Below are 16,969 nucleotides of genomic sequence, written 5' to 3' on the forward strand. Positions count from 1 at the left end.
GTCGCGGGCTGAGCCGGTACATCCGAGCGGGGATCCACCCGCGCGGAGGATGAGCCGGACCCGGTGGTTGTCGCTTCGGGCCCGACGGGTCTTCCCCGTCAGAAGTTGATCATGTGGCCGGCAAGGCCGTGGATCGCCTCCTGCAGCGCCTCCGACAGCGTCGGATGCGTGTGCACGTTGCGGGCCAGCTCGTTGACCGTCAGATCCCACTTCTGGGCCAGGGTCAGCTCGGGCAGCAACTCCGAGACGTCGGGTCCGATGAGGTGACCACCGAGCAACTCACCGTGCGTCCTGTCGGCGATGAGCTTGACGAACCCGGTCGGATCACCCAGACCGTGGGCCTTGCCGTTGGCGGTGAACGGGAAGGTCGCGACCTTCACGTCGTAGCCTTCGGCCTTGGCCTGCTCCTCTGTCAGACCGAACGAGGCGACCTGCGGCTGGCAGAACGTGGCGCGCGGCATCATGCGGTAGTCGCCCAGCTCGAGCGTCTCGGCGTTGCCGATGGTCTCGGCCGCGACGACGGCCTGTGCCTCGGCGACGTGCGCGAGCTGCAGCTTGGCGGTGACGTCACCGATCGCGTAGACGCCCGGCACGTTGGTGCGCATGCGCTCGTCGATGGCGATGGCACCGCGGTCGGTCAGCTGCACACCGGTGTTCTCGAGTCCGTAGCCCTCGACGCGCGGCGCGAAGCCGACCGACTGGAGCACCTTGTCGACGGTCAGCGTCTCGACCGCACCGGACTTGTTGTCCTTGATCTCGACGGTGACGTTGCCGCCGTTGTCGGTGATCTTCTGCACGGCGGCACCGGTCTTGATGGTGACGCCGAGCTTCTTGTACGCCTTGGCGATCTCCTTGGAGACGTCGGCGTCCTCGTTGGGCAGGGCGCGGTCGAGGAACTCGACAATCGTGACGTCCACGCCGTAGTTCTTCAGGACGTAGCCGAACTCCATACCGATGGCGCCTGCGCCCACGATCACGATCGAGCCCGGCAGATCGCGGGTGAGGATCTGCTCCTCGTAGGTGACGACGTTCGCGCTGAGTTGCGTACCGGGCAGCAGCTTGGTGACCGAGCCGGTCGCGATGATGACGTTGTCGAAGGTCACCCGTTCCGTGCCACCCTGGGTGAGCGCCACGTCGATGGTCTTGGCATCGACGAACGAGCCCTTACCGTCGTACTCGGTGATCTTGTTCTTCTTCATGAGGAAGTGCACGCCCTTGACGCGACCGTCGGCCACCTTGCGGCTGCGGTCGAAGGCGGCACCGAAGTCGAAGGACGCCTGCCCCGAGATCCCGAACTGCTTGGCCTCTTTGGTGAAGATGTGCGCAAGCTCGGCATTGCGGAGGAGAGCCTTCGAAGGGATGCAGCCCACGTTCAGGCACACACCACCCCAGTACTTCTGCTCGATGATGGCGGTGCTCAATCCCAATTGTGCCGCGCGGATAGCAGCGACGTACCCACCGGGACCGGCTCCGAGGACAACGACGTCATAGTGTGAGGTCACGGATACACAGGGTAGTCCCGCCGGAGTCCGGCGTCTGCCGATGGTCCGGTTACCCGCCGGTAGTCGACGTCTCGGGCGGTCATCGCTGCGCTCCGTACCGGCGCACCGCCACCGGAACGGTCACGACGAGGATCACCGCGACCCACCCGAACGCCGCGGCCACCGGGTGCTGCATCGGCAACGCGGTATCCGCGGCAGTGACACCGGCCGCATCCGCGGCGACCCCGCCGCCCGGGCCGAACAGTTCCCGCAGCGCCGCCACGACCGCACTCACGGGATTCCACTCCGCGACGGCCCGCACGACGGCAGGCATCGCCTCGGTGGGCGTGAACACGTTCGAGAACATGATCAGGCCGAAGATCATCGGTGCCGCCTGCTGCAACATGCGCTCGTCGGCGACCACCAGCCCCAGCAGGATCCCGAGCCAGCCCAGCGCGAGACGGAACGCGAACAGCAACACCACGGCGAGGACCACATCGGACGCGGGAGCATCGATCCGCCACCCCACGAGATACCCGACGCCCATCATCACGACGAGCGCGACGATCCCCATCGCGGTCTCGGCGACCGCCAGCCCCGTCGGCACCGCCGCCCGGGATATCGGCAGGGCGCGGAACCGGTCCGTCAACCCGCTGTGCAGGTCCGCGTTCGCGGTGCTCGCCGTCGCGATCAGGCCCATCGCGGCGACGAGAACGAAGACACCCGGCATGAGATACGAACGGTAGACCGACGGGTCGGCATCTCCGGCCAGCGTGCCGCCGAAGACGTAACCGAACAGCAGCACCATGCCGAGCGGAGCGGCGAGTGTGAAGGCGAGCAGGCCGGGCGCGTGCCGGTACATCGCGACGGTGCGGCCGAACACCACCCGTGAGGCCGTGGTCGCGGTCGTGGAGGTCATGCGCCGGTCCTCTCGGTGGGGCGGCCGGTGAGCGCGAGGAAGGCCTCGTCGAGGCTCGCGCGGCGACGGCCGATGTCGTGGACGTCGATTCCCTCGGCGTCGAGTGCGCGCAGGATCGGCAGCAGTTCGGGGTCCTCGTCCATCGCGACCGAGATCCTGAGTGAATCGTCTTGCGTTTCCGACACTTCCATTTCGCGCGCACCGATCTCGGCAAGGATGTTACGGGTGCGGTCGCGATGTTCGGACGCAACCACCACGTCGAGTCCGACGCCGATCGCCGACGTGATCCGCTCGGGCGTGTCGGTGACGACCGTGCACCCCTCGTCGAGGATGGTGATCGTGTCGGCGAGCCGTTCGGCTTCGTCGAGGTACTGGGTGGTGAGCACGACGGCTGTACCTTCCCTCACGAAATCTTCGACGTGCCGGTAGATCTCGTTCCGGCTGCGCGGGTCGAGACCGGTGGTCGGTTCGTCGAGGAACAGCACCGCGGGTCGCACGACGGTGCCGGCGAGCAGGTCGAGCCGGCGGCGCATGCCACCCGAGTAGGCGCCCGCGAGGCGGTCTGCCGCGTCGGCGAGACCGAAGCGGTCGAGCAGTTCTCGGGCGTGGTCGCGGGCGGCCCTGCGGCTCATACCGTTCAGCCGCGCGAACATCGTCAGGTTCTCGAATCCGGTGAGCTGCGGGTCGATCGCGTGGAACTGGCCGACCAGCCCGATGCGCCGACGCACCCGGTCCGCCTCGGCGACGGTGTCGTGGCCGAGGATGCGGGCGTGCCCGCGAGTCGGACGCAGCAGGGTCGCGAGCATGCGCACGGTGGTCGTCTTGCCCGACCCGTTCGGCCCGAGAAGCGCGTGGACGGCCCCCTCCGGCACCGCGAGATCGACGCCGTCGACGACGGTGCGCTCACCGTACCGCCGCGTCAGGCCTTCGGTTTCGGACAGCGGCGGCGGCGCCGCACATCTGTCCGCGATGCTCGCGCACGGCGACTATCCGCATCTGACGGCCCTGTTCACCGGAGACGGTTCGGGCGCCGCAGCACCGCTCGACAACGACGTCGCGTTCACCGCGGGGCTCGACGCGATGCTGTTCGGCATCGCCCCCGCCGTCGCACCCCGGGACCGGACCCGCCTCGACCGGAAACGGACGTGATGGTCGGGCAGCGCGCTACCGCTTCTGTGCTCTGCCGAATCGACGCATCGCCATCAGGTACGCCGGAACCTTCCGAATCGACACCGGGCGCGGCCAGTCGCCGTCGCGGAAGTAGGGCTCGGTGCCGCCGTCGACGACGATGACGGATCCACAGAGGAAATCAGCAGCCGGCGACAGCATGAACTCGACCCACGCACCGATGTGCTCCGGGCGGCCGAAGCCACCGATCGGCACCGGGAAGTTCCGTACCCGACCGCCTTCCGGGCTGTCGAGTTGCGCAGTCAGCAGCGGTGTCTCGATGGCTCCCGGCGCGATCACGTTGAGGCGGATCCCTGCCCCTGCCCACTCCGGCGTGACCGCGGTGCGGCGCACCCAGTGCGTCACTGCGAGCTTCGAGGCGGCATAGGTGAACGTGGGGCCGGCCGCCTTGATCCGGGACGCCTTCTCGACCGCCTTCTCCGGATCACCGGCGAGGAACGCCCTCACCGCCGACATCGGGGCGGCCGGGACAGTGGTCGTCGAGTTCGACCCGAACACCACGACCTTGCTGTTGCCGGCCGCGGCGAGCGCGGCCCGCCACCCCTCGAGCAGTTCGACGACACCGCAGAAGTTGACCTCGGCGATGACGCGTTCCCGGCCCGGCCCCGGGCCGAGTCCGGCGGCCAGGACAGCGCCGTCGAGATGCCCCGCTGCCCTCTCGAGCGTCTCCGCGATCGCGACGGCACGACCGTCCGTCGTCGACAGGTCCGCGACGACGTCACCTTCCGACAGGTCGATCCCGATCACGGTGTGACCGGCTTCCCTCAGCCGATCCGCGCTCGCCTTGCCCATCCCGGAAGCCGCACCGGTCACCGCGTACACACCCATTGCCATCCCCTCGTCGCGTAGTTGTGCAGGCACGCTACCGGCCGGCCGCGACGACGCGTTCGGCCCCACCGAGCGATCGCCGAGCCCGGTCGCGCGCGGTACCCACCGGCGCGCCGGGATCACCTTCCCGACGAGGCGCGGGCCACCAGGTGCGGGGTCATGACCTCGATCCGCTGCCGGGAACGCGCCGACCACCGTTCGCGCAGCATGGTGACCGCGAGCCGACCCATCAGGTTGCGCGGCTGATCGATGCTGGTCAGGGTGGGCCGTATCGCGGCGGCAAGGGCCGAATTGTTGTAGCCGACGAGCGCGAGATCGTCGGGGACGCGTAGCCCCGCGTCCAGCGCGGCGCCCAGGATCGCGACGGCCGTCTCGTCGGTGGCGACGAACAATGCCTCGGGACGACGCGCCGGCGGTTCGTCGAGCAGCGTGTCGACGACCCTGCGCGCGAAGGTCGCGTCGTGCCGTGCGGACCCGGCGATCCGCCACCGGTGGTCCGATCCGAGATCGGCCATCGCACGGTCGTAGGCCAGCCCTCGGGCGCGGACGGCCGCGCGCGCCGATGTCTCGACGAACCCGATGCGGGTGCGGCCGCCTTCCACGAGATGATCCACCGCGAGACGGCCACCGTACTCGTCGTCGTTGCGGACGAGGTCGACGAGGTCACCGGGGTCGTCGGGGCGTCCCACCACGATCACCGGTCGGGTGCGTGCGGCCGTGTCCAACTGTGCACGCGGTACCCGGGAGGAGACGACGATCAGCCCGTCGACACCCAACTGCACCATGCGCTCGATCCCGATGCAGAGCTGGTCGGGGTCCCGGCGGCCGTGCGCCAGGAGCACCCCGTAGCCGGAGTCCGCCACCTCGTCCTCGATGCCGGTGACGACGTCCGCGTTGTAGGCGCTGCCGACGTCGGTGGTCACGACGCCGATCAGTTGACTCCGGCCGCGGACGAGCGAGCGTGCCCAGGTGTTCGAGGTGTACCCGAGTTCGTCGGCGACCTTCAGGATGCGGCCGCGTGACGCGTCGCTGACCCCCGGCTTCCCGGAGAGTGCGAGGGACACCAGCGATTTCGACACGCCTGCGACACGCGCGATGTCGATGATCGTCGGTCGGGGAGATCCCGTATCGGAAGGCACGTCATTTCTTCTACCACGGCTCGGTGTCCGTTCCGGGTACGGCGGGAAGCCGGTCCGCGGATCGGCTGGAACGCTCCCGAATACACAACTGGAACGTTCCAGCCGTTCACCCGCGCGACACGTCCGCTTCGGAAACACCCCCTACCGTCGTGCCCACCGAACACCCGAACCCCGGAAGGCCCGCTCCCGCATGACCCGAATTCTCCCTGCGGCAGTTGATGATTCAGTTGCGACATCGTCGGCATTGCGCCACCGGCCCCGGGCGGTCCTGCTGGACTTCGGAGGTGTCGTCTTCGAGACGTCCAAGCGACCGGGCGGACGACACGAACTGGCCCGCCTGTACCGGCGGCTGCTGACCGACGCGGGCTTCGACCTCGAGCAGGAACGCCTCGTCGCGAGCGTCGAGGCGGGTTTGACGGCGTTGAAGCTCTGGAAGAACGCGTCGAGCCGGATGCGCGAACCCCGCGAACTGACACATCGCGAGGTCATCACCGACTTCATGGTCTCCGATCTCCCCGAAGGCCCCCGGGAACTGCTCGCCACGCACGCCCGGGAACTCGTGCGCGCCCAGAATCGGCTGATCTCCGATCATCACCTCCGCCCCGGGATACGCGAGTTCCTGACCCGGTGTCAGGAACGGCAGATCCCGCTGGGCATCGTGTCCAACGCCCATTCGGGTGCCTCGCACCGGGACATCCTGGCCGAGCACGACCTCGCCGACGCCTTCGGTGTGCAGATCTACTCCGACGAGGTCGGCATCCGGAAACCCCACCCGGACATGCTGATCCTCGCCGCCGATGCGCTGGGAGCGGACGTGCACGACTGCTGGTACGTCGGCGACACCCAGGACCGCGACGTCGTGGCGGCCCGACGCTCGGGGATCGGCGCGGCCATCGTGACCCGCTGCCACCACACCGACACGCCGCCGTTCGCCGTGCACGATCGGGCCGATGCCGTCCTGGACACCCCCGAAGAGCTGTGCGTGCTCCTCGACAGGGCTTCCGACACCACCACCGGCGCCACCGGTTCCCGACGGGCACCGGCACGATCGGGTGCCGCGCTGCTCATCGACCACGGTGGGGTGATCTCCCTCGCCGAACCCGACCCCGATGCCCGCGCCGCGTTCCTCGGTATCCTCGCCGACCTGATCGGTCCCGGCGTCGGCACGCACTCCCCCACCGAGGTCGCCGAACAGATCCTTCGGCAGGCGATCGACGGGAACCGGCGTCGCAAAGCGGAACAGAACGGCCACGAGGAGATCGACCCCGTGACCTTCTGGGCCCGGTTCGGTGGGGCAGAGCAGTCCGCCCGCACCGTGGCGCTCCTGCGGTCGGAAGCCACCGCGCTGATGGCCGCGTGGGGATCGGCGAAATCACGCCGACGGATGCGACAGGGCGTCGACGACCTGCTCCGCTGGTGCACCACCCACCACCATCGCGTGGTCGTGGTCTCCAACACGGTCTCCGGTGATTCGGTCCGCGAACAGCTGGCGGCGCACGGCCTGGACGAGTTCGTGACCGCGGTGGTCGCCTCCGACGAATTCGGTACCCGCAAACCCGACCCGGGCATCATCCGGGCCGCGCTCGCGATCGCCGACGCCGATCCGGCACGCACCTGGTTCCTCGGCGACAAACCCGACAACGACGCCGCCGGCGCAGCCGCATGCGGCATCGCACACCGGATCCTCGTGCGCGGCGGCAGCACCGACGACCCCGACCTGCAGCACGCACTCGACGAGGGCGTGGCCACCGCGATCGTCACCGAACCCGGTGACCTGCTGGATCTGATCGACCCCCACCTCTGATCGACACACCTCCGAGCACCACCCATCCCTCGACCGGAACGGGAGCACCCATGTCCACCGAATACCAGCGCGCCGGGGAACTGCGCGGCCCGAGCGGCCTCGACCGATTCGACCTGGCCCCACCACAGAAGCTCATGATCTTCGTGCTGTCGATGGCGATGTTCGGGCTGTCCAACATCCTGCTCGAGATCATCCCCGACGTCACGCTCGGCCCCGTCGAGATCTCCATCGCCTACTTCGTGTTCATCCCGCTGACGCTCGCGGCGCTGCTCAGCCCCTTCTGGGTGGCGCTCGGCGCGCCCCTCGGCGAGATCGTCTTCACCGACCTGCTCATGGGTGACTTCTCCGGCCTCGCCGAGGTCGAGGGCTACATCCAGATGTTCCTGGCGATCTACATCGCCGGATCCGTGATCCGCAATCCGCGCAACCGGGCCCAGATCGCGCTCGGGGCGATTCTCCTGGTCACCATCGACAAGGTGCTCTCCGCCGTGGTGGATCTGAGCAAGGTCTGGATCGGAGTCGAGGACGCCGAGTTCGTCGAGGGCCTGCCCGAGTCGATGCTGCTGCTCGAAGGAATCGGGTTCGGTACCGACCTGATCATCTCCGGTGTGCTGTTCGGTGCGCTCCCGGCCATGTGGCTCGTTCCCGCTCTCCACGGCCGCATCGAACCCCTGCTGGGGATGCGCCCGCGCATCCCGGGCGAACCGATCCCCGGACGCGCTCCCGACTCCGGCCTGTTCGTCGGCGCTGCCGTGCTCATGTCCGTCGCCTCGTTCTTCTTCGCCTTCCTCGAGGCGTGGGACCTGAACATCGGCACGTTCGAACCCGGATTCCTCGACGACTTCGGCAACGGCTTCCTGTGGGTGTCCGTCGCCGCACTCGTGGTCGTCCTCGCTCTCGCCGTCGTGTTCTTCCGCGCCTCGCAGCGCCGCAGCCGATCCACCGATGCGGAGCCGCGATCATGACCGGCGACCCGGTGATCCACCTGCGGGACGTCTCGTTCCGCTACCCCGGTGCCTCGCACGACACACTGCGCAACGTGAACCTGAGCATCGAGCGCGGCGACTTCGTGGCCGTCGTCGGCGGCAACGGATCCGCGAAGACCACCCTGTGCAAGACCTTCAACGGGCTCGTCCCCCACTACTGGGCCGGCGAGTTCTCGGGCACCGCCGAGGTCTGCGGGATCGACACCTACTCCAGTACCGTCGCCGAACTCTCCAGCCGGGTCGGCTACGTCTACCAGGACTTCACCAACCAGCTGGTGCGACCCACCGTGCGCGACGAGATATCCTTCAGCCCCATCAATTTCGGGTTCGCGGACCATGCCGAACGCACCGCCGAAGCGATGGAGATGCTGCGTATCACCGACCTCGCCGATCGCTACATCTGGCAGCTCTCCGGTGGTCAGGCACACCTGACCGCGTTGGCCTCGGTGCTCGCGATGCGCCCCGAGATCATCGTCGTCGACGAACCCGTCGCCGAACTGGATCCCGCTCGCGCACTGGAGATCTACCAGCGTCTCGAACTGCTCAACCGCCAGCACGGCATCACCGTCGTCACCATCGAGCATCACGCCGAGTTCATCGCCCGGTTCGCCCGATCGGTCGTGCTCGTCGATCACGGCTGCCCGGTGTGGCACCTTCCGGTCCAGGACGCGGTCAACCGCACCGCGCAACTCGCCGAGCACGGCATTCCGGCACCCCAGATCATCCGGGCCACCCAGGCCCTCGGATACCCCGATGCACCCCGCACCGTCGCAGCCGCGGCCGAACTCCTCGGCCCGGCACCGAACACCGGCACCGACCCCGCAGTCACCCCGCAGCGGGACCCGGTCGTCCGGATCTCCGGCACCGAGGCCGACACCGTGGCCCGCGTCCACGATGTCCACCACTCGTACCGCACCGTCGAATCCGAGCTGCAGACCGTGATCGACGGACTGGACCTGACCATCCGGCGCGGTGACCGGATCGCGCTGGTCGGCGGCAACGGATCCGGCAAGACCACGCTGTTGAAGCTCCTCGCAGGAATCATGGTTCCCCGCGAGGGGGAGGTGATCGTCGACGGCATCGACACCCGCTCGCGCTCCGCCTCCCGGCTGTCCGACCACGTCGCCTACCTGTGGCAGGAACCCCGCCAGATGTTCCTGCGCGAATCCATCCGCTCCGACGTCGCCCTGTTCCCCCGCGAACGGAAGATCCGGGGTTGGCCCGAGCTCGTCGAGCGAACCCTGGACAAGGTTCGTCTCACCGAGCTCGCCGACCGGGACGGCCGCTCCCTGTCCGGAGGGCAGCAGCGCCGCGCGACGCTCGCCATCGGCCTCGCCATGCGCCCGACCCTGCTGCTCCTCGACGAACCCACCGCATCCCTGGACATCGCGAGCCGCGATGCCGTGATCGCGATGCTCGACGAACTGTCCGACACCATCGCCGCCTCCGTCGTCGCCACCCACGACATGACGCTGGTCGCCGAATGGGCCGACCGTGTCATCGTGCTGAGCCGGGGCACGGTCAGCGCCGACATCCGGCCCCGCGAACTGTTCGACCGGCCCGATCTGCTCGCGGACGCCAACCTGGTCCCGCCGCAGATCACCGAACTCGGACGCGCCGTCGGGATGCACCCCGCACCACTGAACGTCGCGGAGTTCGTCGACCGCTTCCACCCGTCCGCGACCTCGGTCCGTCCCCTTCTCACCCAGGGAGCCCACTGATGGCACGCAAGCAACGCGACGTTCTCAGCGTCGAATGGGTCAAACTCGAACTCATTCGCGCGGCGTACGCGACCCGCGGCGGCTTCTTCGCCAGGATGGATCCCCGGGCGGTGCTGGGCTGGTATCTGATCCTCGCGGTCGCCCCGTGGTTCACCCACAACCTCACCGTCCTCGCGATCTTCTTCGCGATGGGCGCCGCCGCCGTGATTCTCGCCCGCGTCGGACCGCTGCTGCTGGCACTGTTCGTGTTCGGTCTGATCACCGAGACCGTGTACATCATCCTCGCCGCATATCTTTTCGGCGGGAACCTCGAAACGGTTCTCGCCCTGGTCGAGTACACCCTCAAACTCGGCGCGATCTCCCTGGCGTCGATGGCGGCGTTCGTCTCCCTCGACCCGGAGAAACTCTCCGATGCACTGCTGGCGCTGAAGGCTCCCCCGCTGCTGGCGTTCGCCGTCAGCTACGGGTACCGCATGCTGCCGATCCTCGTCGAGGAGTTCAACACCGTCTTCGACAACTACCGGCTGCGCTCGGCACCGCCCGCCAAGTCCGGCCCGCTGGGCATCCGGACCCTCGTCCACTGGACGAGAATGGTGGTGCTGTCCTTCTATCCGCTCTTCCTCAACACCGCGCAATCCGTGCGGACCACCGTGGAAGCACTCGAGACCCGCGGATTCACCTACGCGACGGTCGATCCGCGGGGCCGCGAGATCCGGCTCGCCTACCTGCGGATCACCACGCGGGATCTGGCCGTTCTCGCCGGCACCCTCGCCCTCACCGCGCTGGCCTTCTACGCCGGCCATCTCTGGCCCCTCCACCGGGGAGATCTGCAGCTGTGAGTCCGCTCGGTCACGCCGATGCCGACCCGAGCGCCGACGCGACCTCGTCGAGCGCATCGCCGAGCATCGATGCGTACGCGTCGACGTCCGGGACAGCGCGAGGGCTCGCGCAGATCCCGATCGACACGGCGTCCCCCAGCCCGTAGACACCGTGTGTCAGCCCCATCACCGGCGACAGTCCGGGGAATCCCGAACTGAACACCGCGGGGCCACCGAGGAGTTCGAGGTCACCCCGACCCCTCGCGACGCTGGTGACCACGGTGTTGCCCGTGACCGTGGCGGGAACGACGTCGAGGTCGCTGCGGTCCACGCCGAACTTCGCGAGCGGGGCGGGAACGTGGTCTTCCACCTCGTCGCGGCGTGCCGACAGCAGGTGCGACAGCCGGGCCCGTCGCGCAGCGAGTTCGACGGCGATACGGTCGGCCCGCACCCGCAGGTCCGGTTCGGTGACGAACAGGTCGACCCCGGCGTTGCGGTATCCGTTGCGGGCACCGGCGGCGTCCACCGCTATCGTGACCTCCGCGCCGAGCCGGGCCGGTGCGGTGCCGCCGAGCGATGCGAGCAGTCGCGGCAACGCGACGGAGACCACTGTCAGCGCGGCGACCGTGACGGTGACCCCACCTGCCCGGAACATGCGGGCAGGACGCACGACCGACCGGACCTCCCGCACCGGGCCGGGCGGAACGTTGACGGCGGAGAGCACGAAACCCGTTGCGGCAGGGGGCACCTCACCGGCCGACACGGCCTCGTCGAGAATGCGGTTCACGTGCGCGGCCCGACGGCCCGCCCGGGTCGTCTCCCGGAAGCGCCCCGGGAAACGCAGCACCGCCCGCACCGTCGCGAGCGACGCCGGAGGCGGTTCCGGAGGCGGCGGCGACACGTCGGGAACCACCGGGGAGAACAACTCCCGGGCAAGCGCGGAGGCACGGCGCCCGTCCGCGAACGCGTGCGACACCTGGAGCACGACGACGAGCGCGTCACCCCGACATCCCGGCGCACCCTGCACACGCGGGTAGCAGTGCAACCGCCAGGTGGACTCGCGGGCATCGAGCGGCGTACCGACGACGCTGCCGAGCGCCTCCTGTAGCCCCGGCCAGGACCGGTCGCTCAGCCGGTGCACGACGACGAGGTCGTCGCTCCACGCGCGCGGCACCCAGTACGGGTGGTCGAGGTGGCCCGGCACATCGCGGACCGCGGAGCGCAGGTCACCGATCCGCTCGACCCGGCCGCGGATGCCGTCACGCAGCGCGGCGTCGTCGTTCGTGGACGTGTCGAAGCAGTACAGCAGGAACTGGTCGCTGCGGATGCGTCCGGCGAGCCAGTACATGCGCGCGTCGGCGGGAGTGAGCTGCACGGGCCCCAGGGTACGGACCCACCGACATGGGCGAGCGACTGTACCGTTCGTCCTCCTCGTTCGAGCGAGTGGCACGTCCGCTCGGAGCGGCACGTCTGGGACCGTCGCGGTTCGGATCGGACGGAGGGTGCGGAAGCCGTCCCGGCGGCGGCCGACGGGTAAGAATGGGGCATGAGCGACAGCACGACAGACCCGAATCTCTGGCTCGAGGACGTCACCGGCGACAAGCAACTCGACTGGGTGCGCGCCCACAACGAGCGCACCATCGATGCCTACACCCGCACCCCCGAGTTCGAGACACTGCAGTCGCGGATCCGTGAGGTCCTCGACACCGACGCACGCATCCCGTACGCGCGTCGTCGAGGCGAATTCCTCTACAACTACTGGCGCGACGCTCAGCACGTCCGCGGCCTGTGGCGGCGCACGACCATGGAGCAGTACCTGCGGGACGACCCCGAATGGGACGTGCTCGTCGACCTCGACGCGGTCGCCGAGCAGGAGGGTGAGAACTGGGTGTGGGCGGGCGCGCAGGTGTTGCGTCCCGATCAGCATCGCGCACTCATCAGCCTGTCGCGGGGTGGTGCGGACGCCGTCGTCGTTCGCGAGTTCGACCTCGTCACAAGGGAGTTCGTGTCCGGACCCGACAGCTTCGAGCTTCCCGAGGCCAAGACCGACATCGGGTGGATCGACGTCGACACGGTCTACGTCGGCACCGACTTCGGCGACGGATCGCTCACCGATTCCGGATATCCGCGTCTGGCGAAGCGGTGGCGGCGCGGGCAACCCGTCGAGGACGCCGAGACGGTGTTCGAGGGCGAGACCGGCGATGTCGCCGTCGGCGCCCGGTACGACGACACCCCCGGCTACGAGCGCACCTTCGTCGACCGCGCGCTCGATTTCCACACCGCCCACCGCTTCGAGTTGACCGCCGACGGCGAGCTGGTCGAACTCGACGTGCCCGACGACGCGCGGGTCAGCGTGTACCGCGACCACCTGCTGGTGCGAACCCGGTCGGAGTGGCTCGGGTACCCCGCCGGCGCGTTGCTCGCCGCGAACTATCCCGCGTTCCTCGCCGGTGCCCGCGAGATGACGGTGCTGTTCACGCCCGACGCGCACACCTCCCTCGAGCAGTACGCGTGGACCCGCAATCATCTGCTCGTGGTGACGCTGCAGGACGTGCAGACCCGCGTGCGCGTGCTCACTCCGGGCGAGGACGGCTGGGCGGACGTCGCGCTCGACGGGGTTCCGGACGCCACGTCGACGTCGATCATCGACGTCGATCCTCTCGACGGCGACGAGTTCTTCCTCAACTCCAGCGGATTCACCGTCCCCGCGACACTGCTGTCGGGGACGGTCGGCGGTCCGCTCACGGCCGTCAAACAGGCCCCCGGATTCTTCGACACCGACGGCATCACCGTCACGCAGCACTTCGCGGTGTCGGACGACGGCACCCGCGTCCCCTACTTCGTCGTCGGCCGCAACACCGGAACCCCGTCGCCGACGCTGCTGTACGGGTACGGCGGATTCGAGAACTCGATGGTGCCCGCCTACAGCGGGGGGATCGGTCGCGCATGGCTCGAACACGGCAACACCTACGTGATCGCGAACATCCGCGGTGGCGGTGAGTACGGACCGACCTGGCACACGCAGGCGTTGAAGGAGAATCGGCCCAGGGCATTCGAGGATTTCGCGGCGGTCGCGAAGGATCTCGTCGAGCGCGGCATCACCACCACCGCGCAACTCGGCGCCCAGGGCGGCAGCAACGGCGGGCTGCTGATGGGTGTGATGCTCACCCGCTACCCCGACCTGTTCGGCGCGATCGTCTGCCAGGTGCCGCTGCTCGACATGCGGCGCTACCACCTGCTGCTGGCGGGCGCATCGTGGATGGCCGAGTACGGCGACCCCGACGACCCCGACGAGTGGAAGTTCCTCGCCGAGTACTCGCCGTATCAGAACACCGATCCGGACGCGACGTACCCGCCGATCCTGATCACCACGTCCACCCGCGACGACCGGGTCCATCCGGGCCATGCCCGCAAGATGGTCGCCCGGCTCGAAGAGCAGGGGCACGCGGTGGCGTACTACGAGAACATCGAAGGTGGGCACGGCGGTGCCGCCGACAACGCGCAGGCCGCGTTCAAATCGGCCCTGACCTTCACCTTCCTCACCGACACCCTGTAACCCACCCGTGCGCACTTCTGGTAGCCGGAGCTACCAGAAGTGCGCACGGGTGTCAGAGGTCGCGGATCCAGGTGACGACCCTGTCCACCATCGCGGGGTCGTCCCGGATCCACCCGTTGTGGCCGAGCGGCCGCGGATCGTGCCACACCGTGATGTGGGCGGCGGGCAGTTTGTCCAGCAGGTGGCGGGCGGACTCGACCGGCGTGAGATCGTCTCCCTCCACGGTCACCGACAGGACCGGCAGGTCGAGTGCGGTGAGCCGCTGTTCGTAGTCGACGTCGGCACCGGCGGGCACGAACCGGCCACCGCGCGCCAGTCGCGCCCAGTCTGAGATCAACTGCCGCGACTGCCGACCGAAACCGGCGACATCGATCCGGTGGCCGGGCCAGAACCCGGCGACGGTGGCCGTGAGCGACATCGCGGTGGATCCCACCAGCAGTCCCGGCCCCTGGGCACCGGGAAACCGGCGGTAGTACGGCGTGCCCGAGGCGATCAACACGAGTCCGGCGAGGTGGCCGGGGCTACGCGCCGCGTACAACACGCCGAGTTGACCGCCCATCGAGTGACCGAGCAGAACGGGTGTCGAATCCGGGAACCGCTCCCGGACCACCTCGAACATCGCCGGTAGATGTAGCGCGACGATCTCGTGGTATCCGTAGGTGCTGTCCGGTCCGGGCCGCGGCCGGCTGTCGCCCTGTCCCGCGAGTTCGCAGACCGCCGCATCGAGTCCGTGATCCGCGAGAGCCTGCGCGAACGGCTCGTAGTATCCGGCGGGAATCCCGAGCCCGGGGAGGATCACAACCACGGTGCGCACGGTGTCGCGCCGCGACTCGTGTTCGTGCCCCGGCCCGGGGAACAGGCGCACCGGGGCCGTCGTGCCGCCGGGGAGCTGGATCGGTACGGTCTCCACCGATTCAGCGTAGGTCGTCGTCGGTCTCCTCGCCCGTGCCTTGACGCTCCGGGTCCACGCCCGGCACAACGAGACCGGCCCGGTCGAGGGCCTCCTCGGTCAGCGACCGACCCAACGCGATCATCTCCGCGGCCTTGTGGAAGTCGAGACTGCGGCACGCCGAGCGGGGCACCTCGACGAGCAGGTCGGGTGGGTGCGCGGCGAGCTGGTAACGGGCGAGGGTCGACTGCATGATGTCGAGCGACCGGTTCATCACCGCGAACCGCCCGAACCGGACGGGGCTCGCCGGGTCGGCGGCGTCGGGTTCGATCGTCGGGTCGATCTGTTCGTCGTCGCCGGCGCGTGCACCCGCACCGAACATGCCGACCACGGACCGCACGATGTCGCGGTCGAAGAGTTGCCCGGCGCTGCGTCGCACCCGCCCGACCCATTCCTCGACGGGGCGCGGTTCGGCGCTCGCCGTCTCGGGGGTGCGGGCACTGCCGCGGTCTCCGCCGCCGAGACTGACCCCGATGGTCAGGTCGGACGGGATGCCCACCGTGGGCGCGATGGGCAGCGGGGCGAGAACCCCACCGTCGGTGAGCACCCGCCCGTTGAGTACGTACGGGGTGACGACCCCGGGAATCGCGATGGACGCGCGGATCGCGACGTCCACCGGTCCGCGCTGGAACCACACCGCGCGCCCGGCGGCCAGATCGGTGGCGACCGCTGTGTACGGCAGCGGCAGATCCTCGATGGCGACGTCGCCGAGGATGTCCCGCACCTTGCCCAGCACCTTCTCCGCGTGGAATGCGCCGGGCGCCGTCACCGACAGATCCAGCAGACGCACGACGTCGAGTTGTGACAGGCCCAACGCCCAGTCGGTGTATTCGCCGAGCTTTCCGGCCGCGTGGACACCCCCCACGAGCGCCCCCATCGACGCTCCCGCGACCCCGACGATCTCGAATCCGCGTTCCTCGAGGACCTGGATCGCCCCGATGTGCGCGTATCCGCGCGCACCTCCGCTGCCCAGCGCGAGCGCTACCCGTGTCCGTGCGGCCATGGCTCCGACGGTACCGCCCGGAACACCGCAGCCGATTCCGGGCGATCCGTGTGTGCCGCACGGCTACGCTTGCCCCATGATGCGGCTTCTGGCGACCGCGACCGTCGCTCTGATCGCGAACGCGATCGCCCTGCTGGTCGGCGCGTGGGTGCTTCCCGACATGTCGGTCAGCGCGCTGGCCTTCGTGATCGCCGTCGTTCTCTACACGGCCGTCGCCGTGATCATCGACCCGTTGATCCGCCAGATCGCGATGACCAAGACCCCCGTGCTTCTCGGCAGCAGCGCCCTGGTGTCCACGTTGGTGGCGCTGATCGTGACGTCGCTGCTCAGCAGCGGACTGAGTATCCGCGGAGTCACGACGTGGATACTCGCGACGGTCATCGTCTGGGCGGTGTCGGTGATCGTGCGGCTGGTGCTGCCGATGTTCGTCTTCAAGAAGACGCTCGCCGCACGGAAGTGAGCACCGGTCACCGACACGCGCGGTGACGGTGTCGACGACCGCTCGGGTGGGTGTGCAGCTCCCGCCGTCGTTCGAGACCCCGACGTCGATTTCAGGGTCGGTATGGGGGTGCTTCCC

At 68.9% G+C, this 16,969-nt stretch carries 15 protein-coding genes; 7 read left to right on the forward strand and 8 right to left on the reverse strand.

Translation table 11 applies throughout. The features are described from left to right. Positions 1 to 98 precede the first annotated feature (98 nt). The 3 genes from lpdA to LDQ05_RS06365 all read right to left on the reverse strand — a co-directional run bounded on the left by lpdA (position 99) and on the right by LDQ05_RS06365 (position 3,272). Entirely contained in the window at positions 99 to 1,502 is a 1,404-nt protein-coding gene (lpdA, locus tag LDQ05_RS06355; protein ID WP_226436053.1) for a dihydrolipoyl dehydrogenase, read from the reverse strand. Positions 1,503 to 1,581: 79 nt separating this feature from the next. Continuing rightward, positions 1,582 to 2,400 (reverse strand): ABC transporter permease, encoded by an 819-nt coding sequence (locus LDQ05_RS06360; protein ID WP_226436054.1) that lies wholly within the window; start codon positions 2,398 to 2,400, stop codon positions 1,582 to 1,584. After that, a complete protein-coding gene (locus tag LDQ05_RS06365; protein ID WP_372461043.1) occupies positions 2,397 to 3,272 on the reverse strand; it encodes an ATP-binding cassette domain-containing protein in 876 nt (291 codons plus the stop codon). The genes LDQ05_RS06360 and LDQ05_RS06365 overlap by 4 nt, the downstream gene beginning before the upstream one ends. 97 nt (positions 3,273 to 3,369) lie before the next feature. Here LDQ05_RS06365 and LDQ05_RS06370 point away from each other — a divergent pair, with 97 nt between their 5' ends. Then, the gene (locus LDQ05_RS06370) at positions 3,370 to 3,549 is read left to right on the forward strand and encodes a hypothetical protein (RefSeq protein WP_226436055.1); all 180 of its coding nucleotides are present in this window, start codon (positions 3,370 to 3,372) and stop codon (positions 3,547 to 3,549) included. A 15-nt stretch (positions 3,550 to 3,564) separates the two neighbouring features. Here LDQ05_RS06370 and LDQ05_RS06375 read toward each other — a convergent pair whose 3' ends face one another. Together LDQ05_RS06375 and LDQ05_RS06380 are read right to left on the reverse strand one after the other, a co-directional pair. Next, positions 3,565 to 4,416, reverse strand: coding sequence for an SDR family oxidoreductase (locus LDQ05_RS06375; RefSeq protein WP_226436110.1), 852 nt, complete (start codon positions 4,414 to 4,416; stop codon positions 3,565 to 3,567). Positions 4,417 to 4,535: 119 nt separating this feature from the next. Then, positions 4,536 to 5,555, reverse strand: coding sequence for a LacI family DNA-binding transcriptional regulator (locus LDQ05_RS06380; RefSeq protein ID WP_226436056.1), 1,020 nt, complete (start codon positions 5,553 to 5,555; stop codon positions 4,536 to 4,538). Positions 5,556 to 5,799: 244 nt separating this feature from the next. On the opposite strand from LDQ05_RS06380, the gene LDQ05_RS06385 reads away from it, so the two are divergent. From LDQ05_RS06385 to LDQ05_RS06400, 4 genes are read left to right on the forward strand one after another with little or no spacing between them, the layout of a single operon-like run. Continuing rightward, on the forward strand, positions 5,800 to 7,359 hold the full coding sequence (locus LDQ05_RS06385) for an HAD-IA family hydrolase (RefSeq protein ID WP_226436057.1): 1,560 nt from the start codon (positions 5,800 to 5,802) through the stop codon (positions 7,357 to 7,359). 50 nt (positions 7,360 to 7,409) lie between these two features. After that, complete coding sequence (locus tag LDQ05_RS06390; protein WP_226436058.1) at positions 7,410 to 8,324, forward strand: DUF8171 family membrane protein; 915 nt, start codon at positions 7,410 to 7,412, stop codon at positions 8,322 to 8,324. Then, the gene (locus LDQ05_RS06395) at positions 8,321 to 10,066 is read left to right on the forward strand and encodes an ABC transporter ATP-binding protein (RefSeq protein ID WP_226436059.1); all 1,746 of its coding nucleotides are present in this window, start codon (positions 8,321 to 8,323) and stop codon (positions 10,064 to 10,066) included. Before LDQ05_RS06390 ends, LDQ05_RS06395 begins: the two co-directional genes overlap by 4 nt. Further along, positions 10,066 to 10,905 (forward strand): energy-coupling factor transporter transmembrane component T family protein, encoded by an 840-nt coding sequence (locus LDQ05_RS06400; RefSeq protein ID WP_226436060.1) that lies wholly within the window; start codon positions 10,066 to 10,068, stop codon positions 10,903 to 10,905. Before LDQ05_RS06395 ends, LDQ05_RS06400 begins: the two co-directional genes overlap by 1 nt. A gap of 10 nt (positions 10,906 to 10,915) precedes the next feature. Here LDQ05_RS06400 and LDQ05_RS06405 read toward each other — a convergent pair whose 3' ends face one another. Beyond that, entirely contained in the window at positions 10,916 to 12,259 is a 1,344-nt protein-coding gene (locus LDQ05_RS06405; RefSeq protein ID WP_226436061.1) for a wax ester/triacylglycerol synthase domain-containing protein, read from the reverse strand. A gap of 171 nt (positions 12,260 to 12,430) precedes the next feature. Between LDQ05_RS06405 and LDQ05_RS06410 the strand changes: the two genes are divergently transcribed. Further along, a complete protein-coding gene (locus LDQ05_RS06410) occupies positions 12,431 to 14,440 on the forward strand; it encodes a prolyl oligopeptidase family serine peptidase (RefSeq protein WP_226436062.1) in 2,010 nt (669 codons plus the stop codon). A 52-nt stretch (positions 14,441 to 14,492) separates the two neighbouring features. Here the strand turns inward: LDQ05_RS06410 and LDQ05_RS06415 are convergent, their stop codons facing one another. Both LDQ05_RS06415 and LDQ05_RS06420 read right to left on the reverse strand, forming a co-directional pair. Then, the gene (locus tag LDQ05_RS06415; protein ID WP_226436063.1) at positions 14,493 to 15,350 is read right to left on the reverse strand and encodes an alpha/beta hydrolase family protein; all 858 of its coding nucleotides are present in this window, start codon (positions 15,348 to 15,350) and stop codon (positions 14,493 to 14,495) included. 4 nt (positions 15,351 to 15,354) lie between these two features. Further along, entirely contained in the window at positions 15,355 to 16,392 is a 1,038-nt protein-coding gene (locus tag LDQ05_RS06420) for a patatin-like phospholipase family protein (protein ID WP_226436064.1), read from the reverse strand. Positions 16,393 to 16,468: 76 nt separating this feature from the next. Between LDQ05_RS06420 and LDQ05_RS06425 the strand changes: the two genes are divergently transcribed. Continuing rightward, positions 16,469 to 16,852 carry a phage holin family protein gene (locus LDQ05_RS06425; RefSeq protein WP_226436065.1) on the forward strand — a complete coding sequence of 128 codons (384 nt, stop codon included), beginning with the start codon at positions 16,469 to 16,471 and terminating at the stop codon, positions 16,850 to 16,852. Positions 16,853 to 16,969: the final 117 nt, after the last annotated feature.

The organism is Rhodococcus yananensis (genome assembly GCF_020515525.1).
GTDB classification, from domain to species: Bacteria; Actinomycetota; Actinomycetes; order Mycobacteriales; family Mycobacteriaceae; genus Rhodococcus; species Rhodococcus yananensis.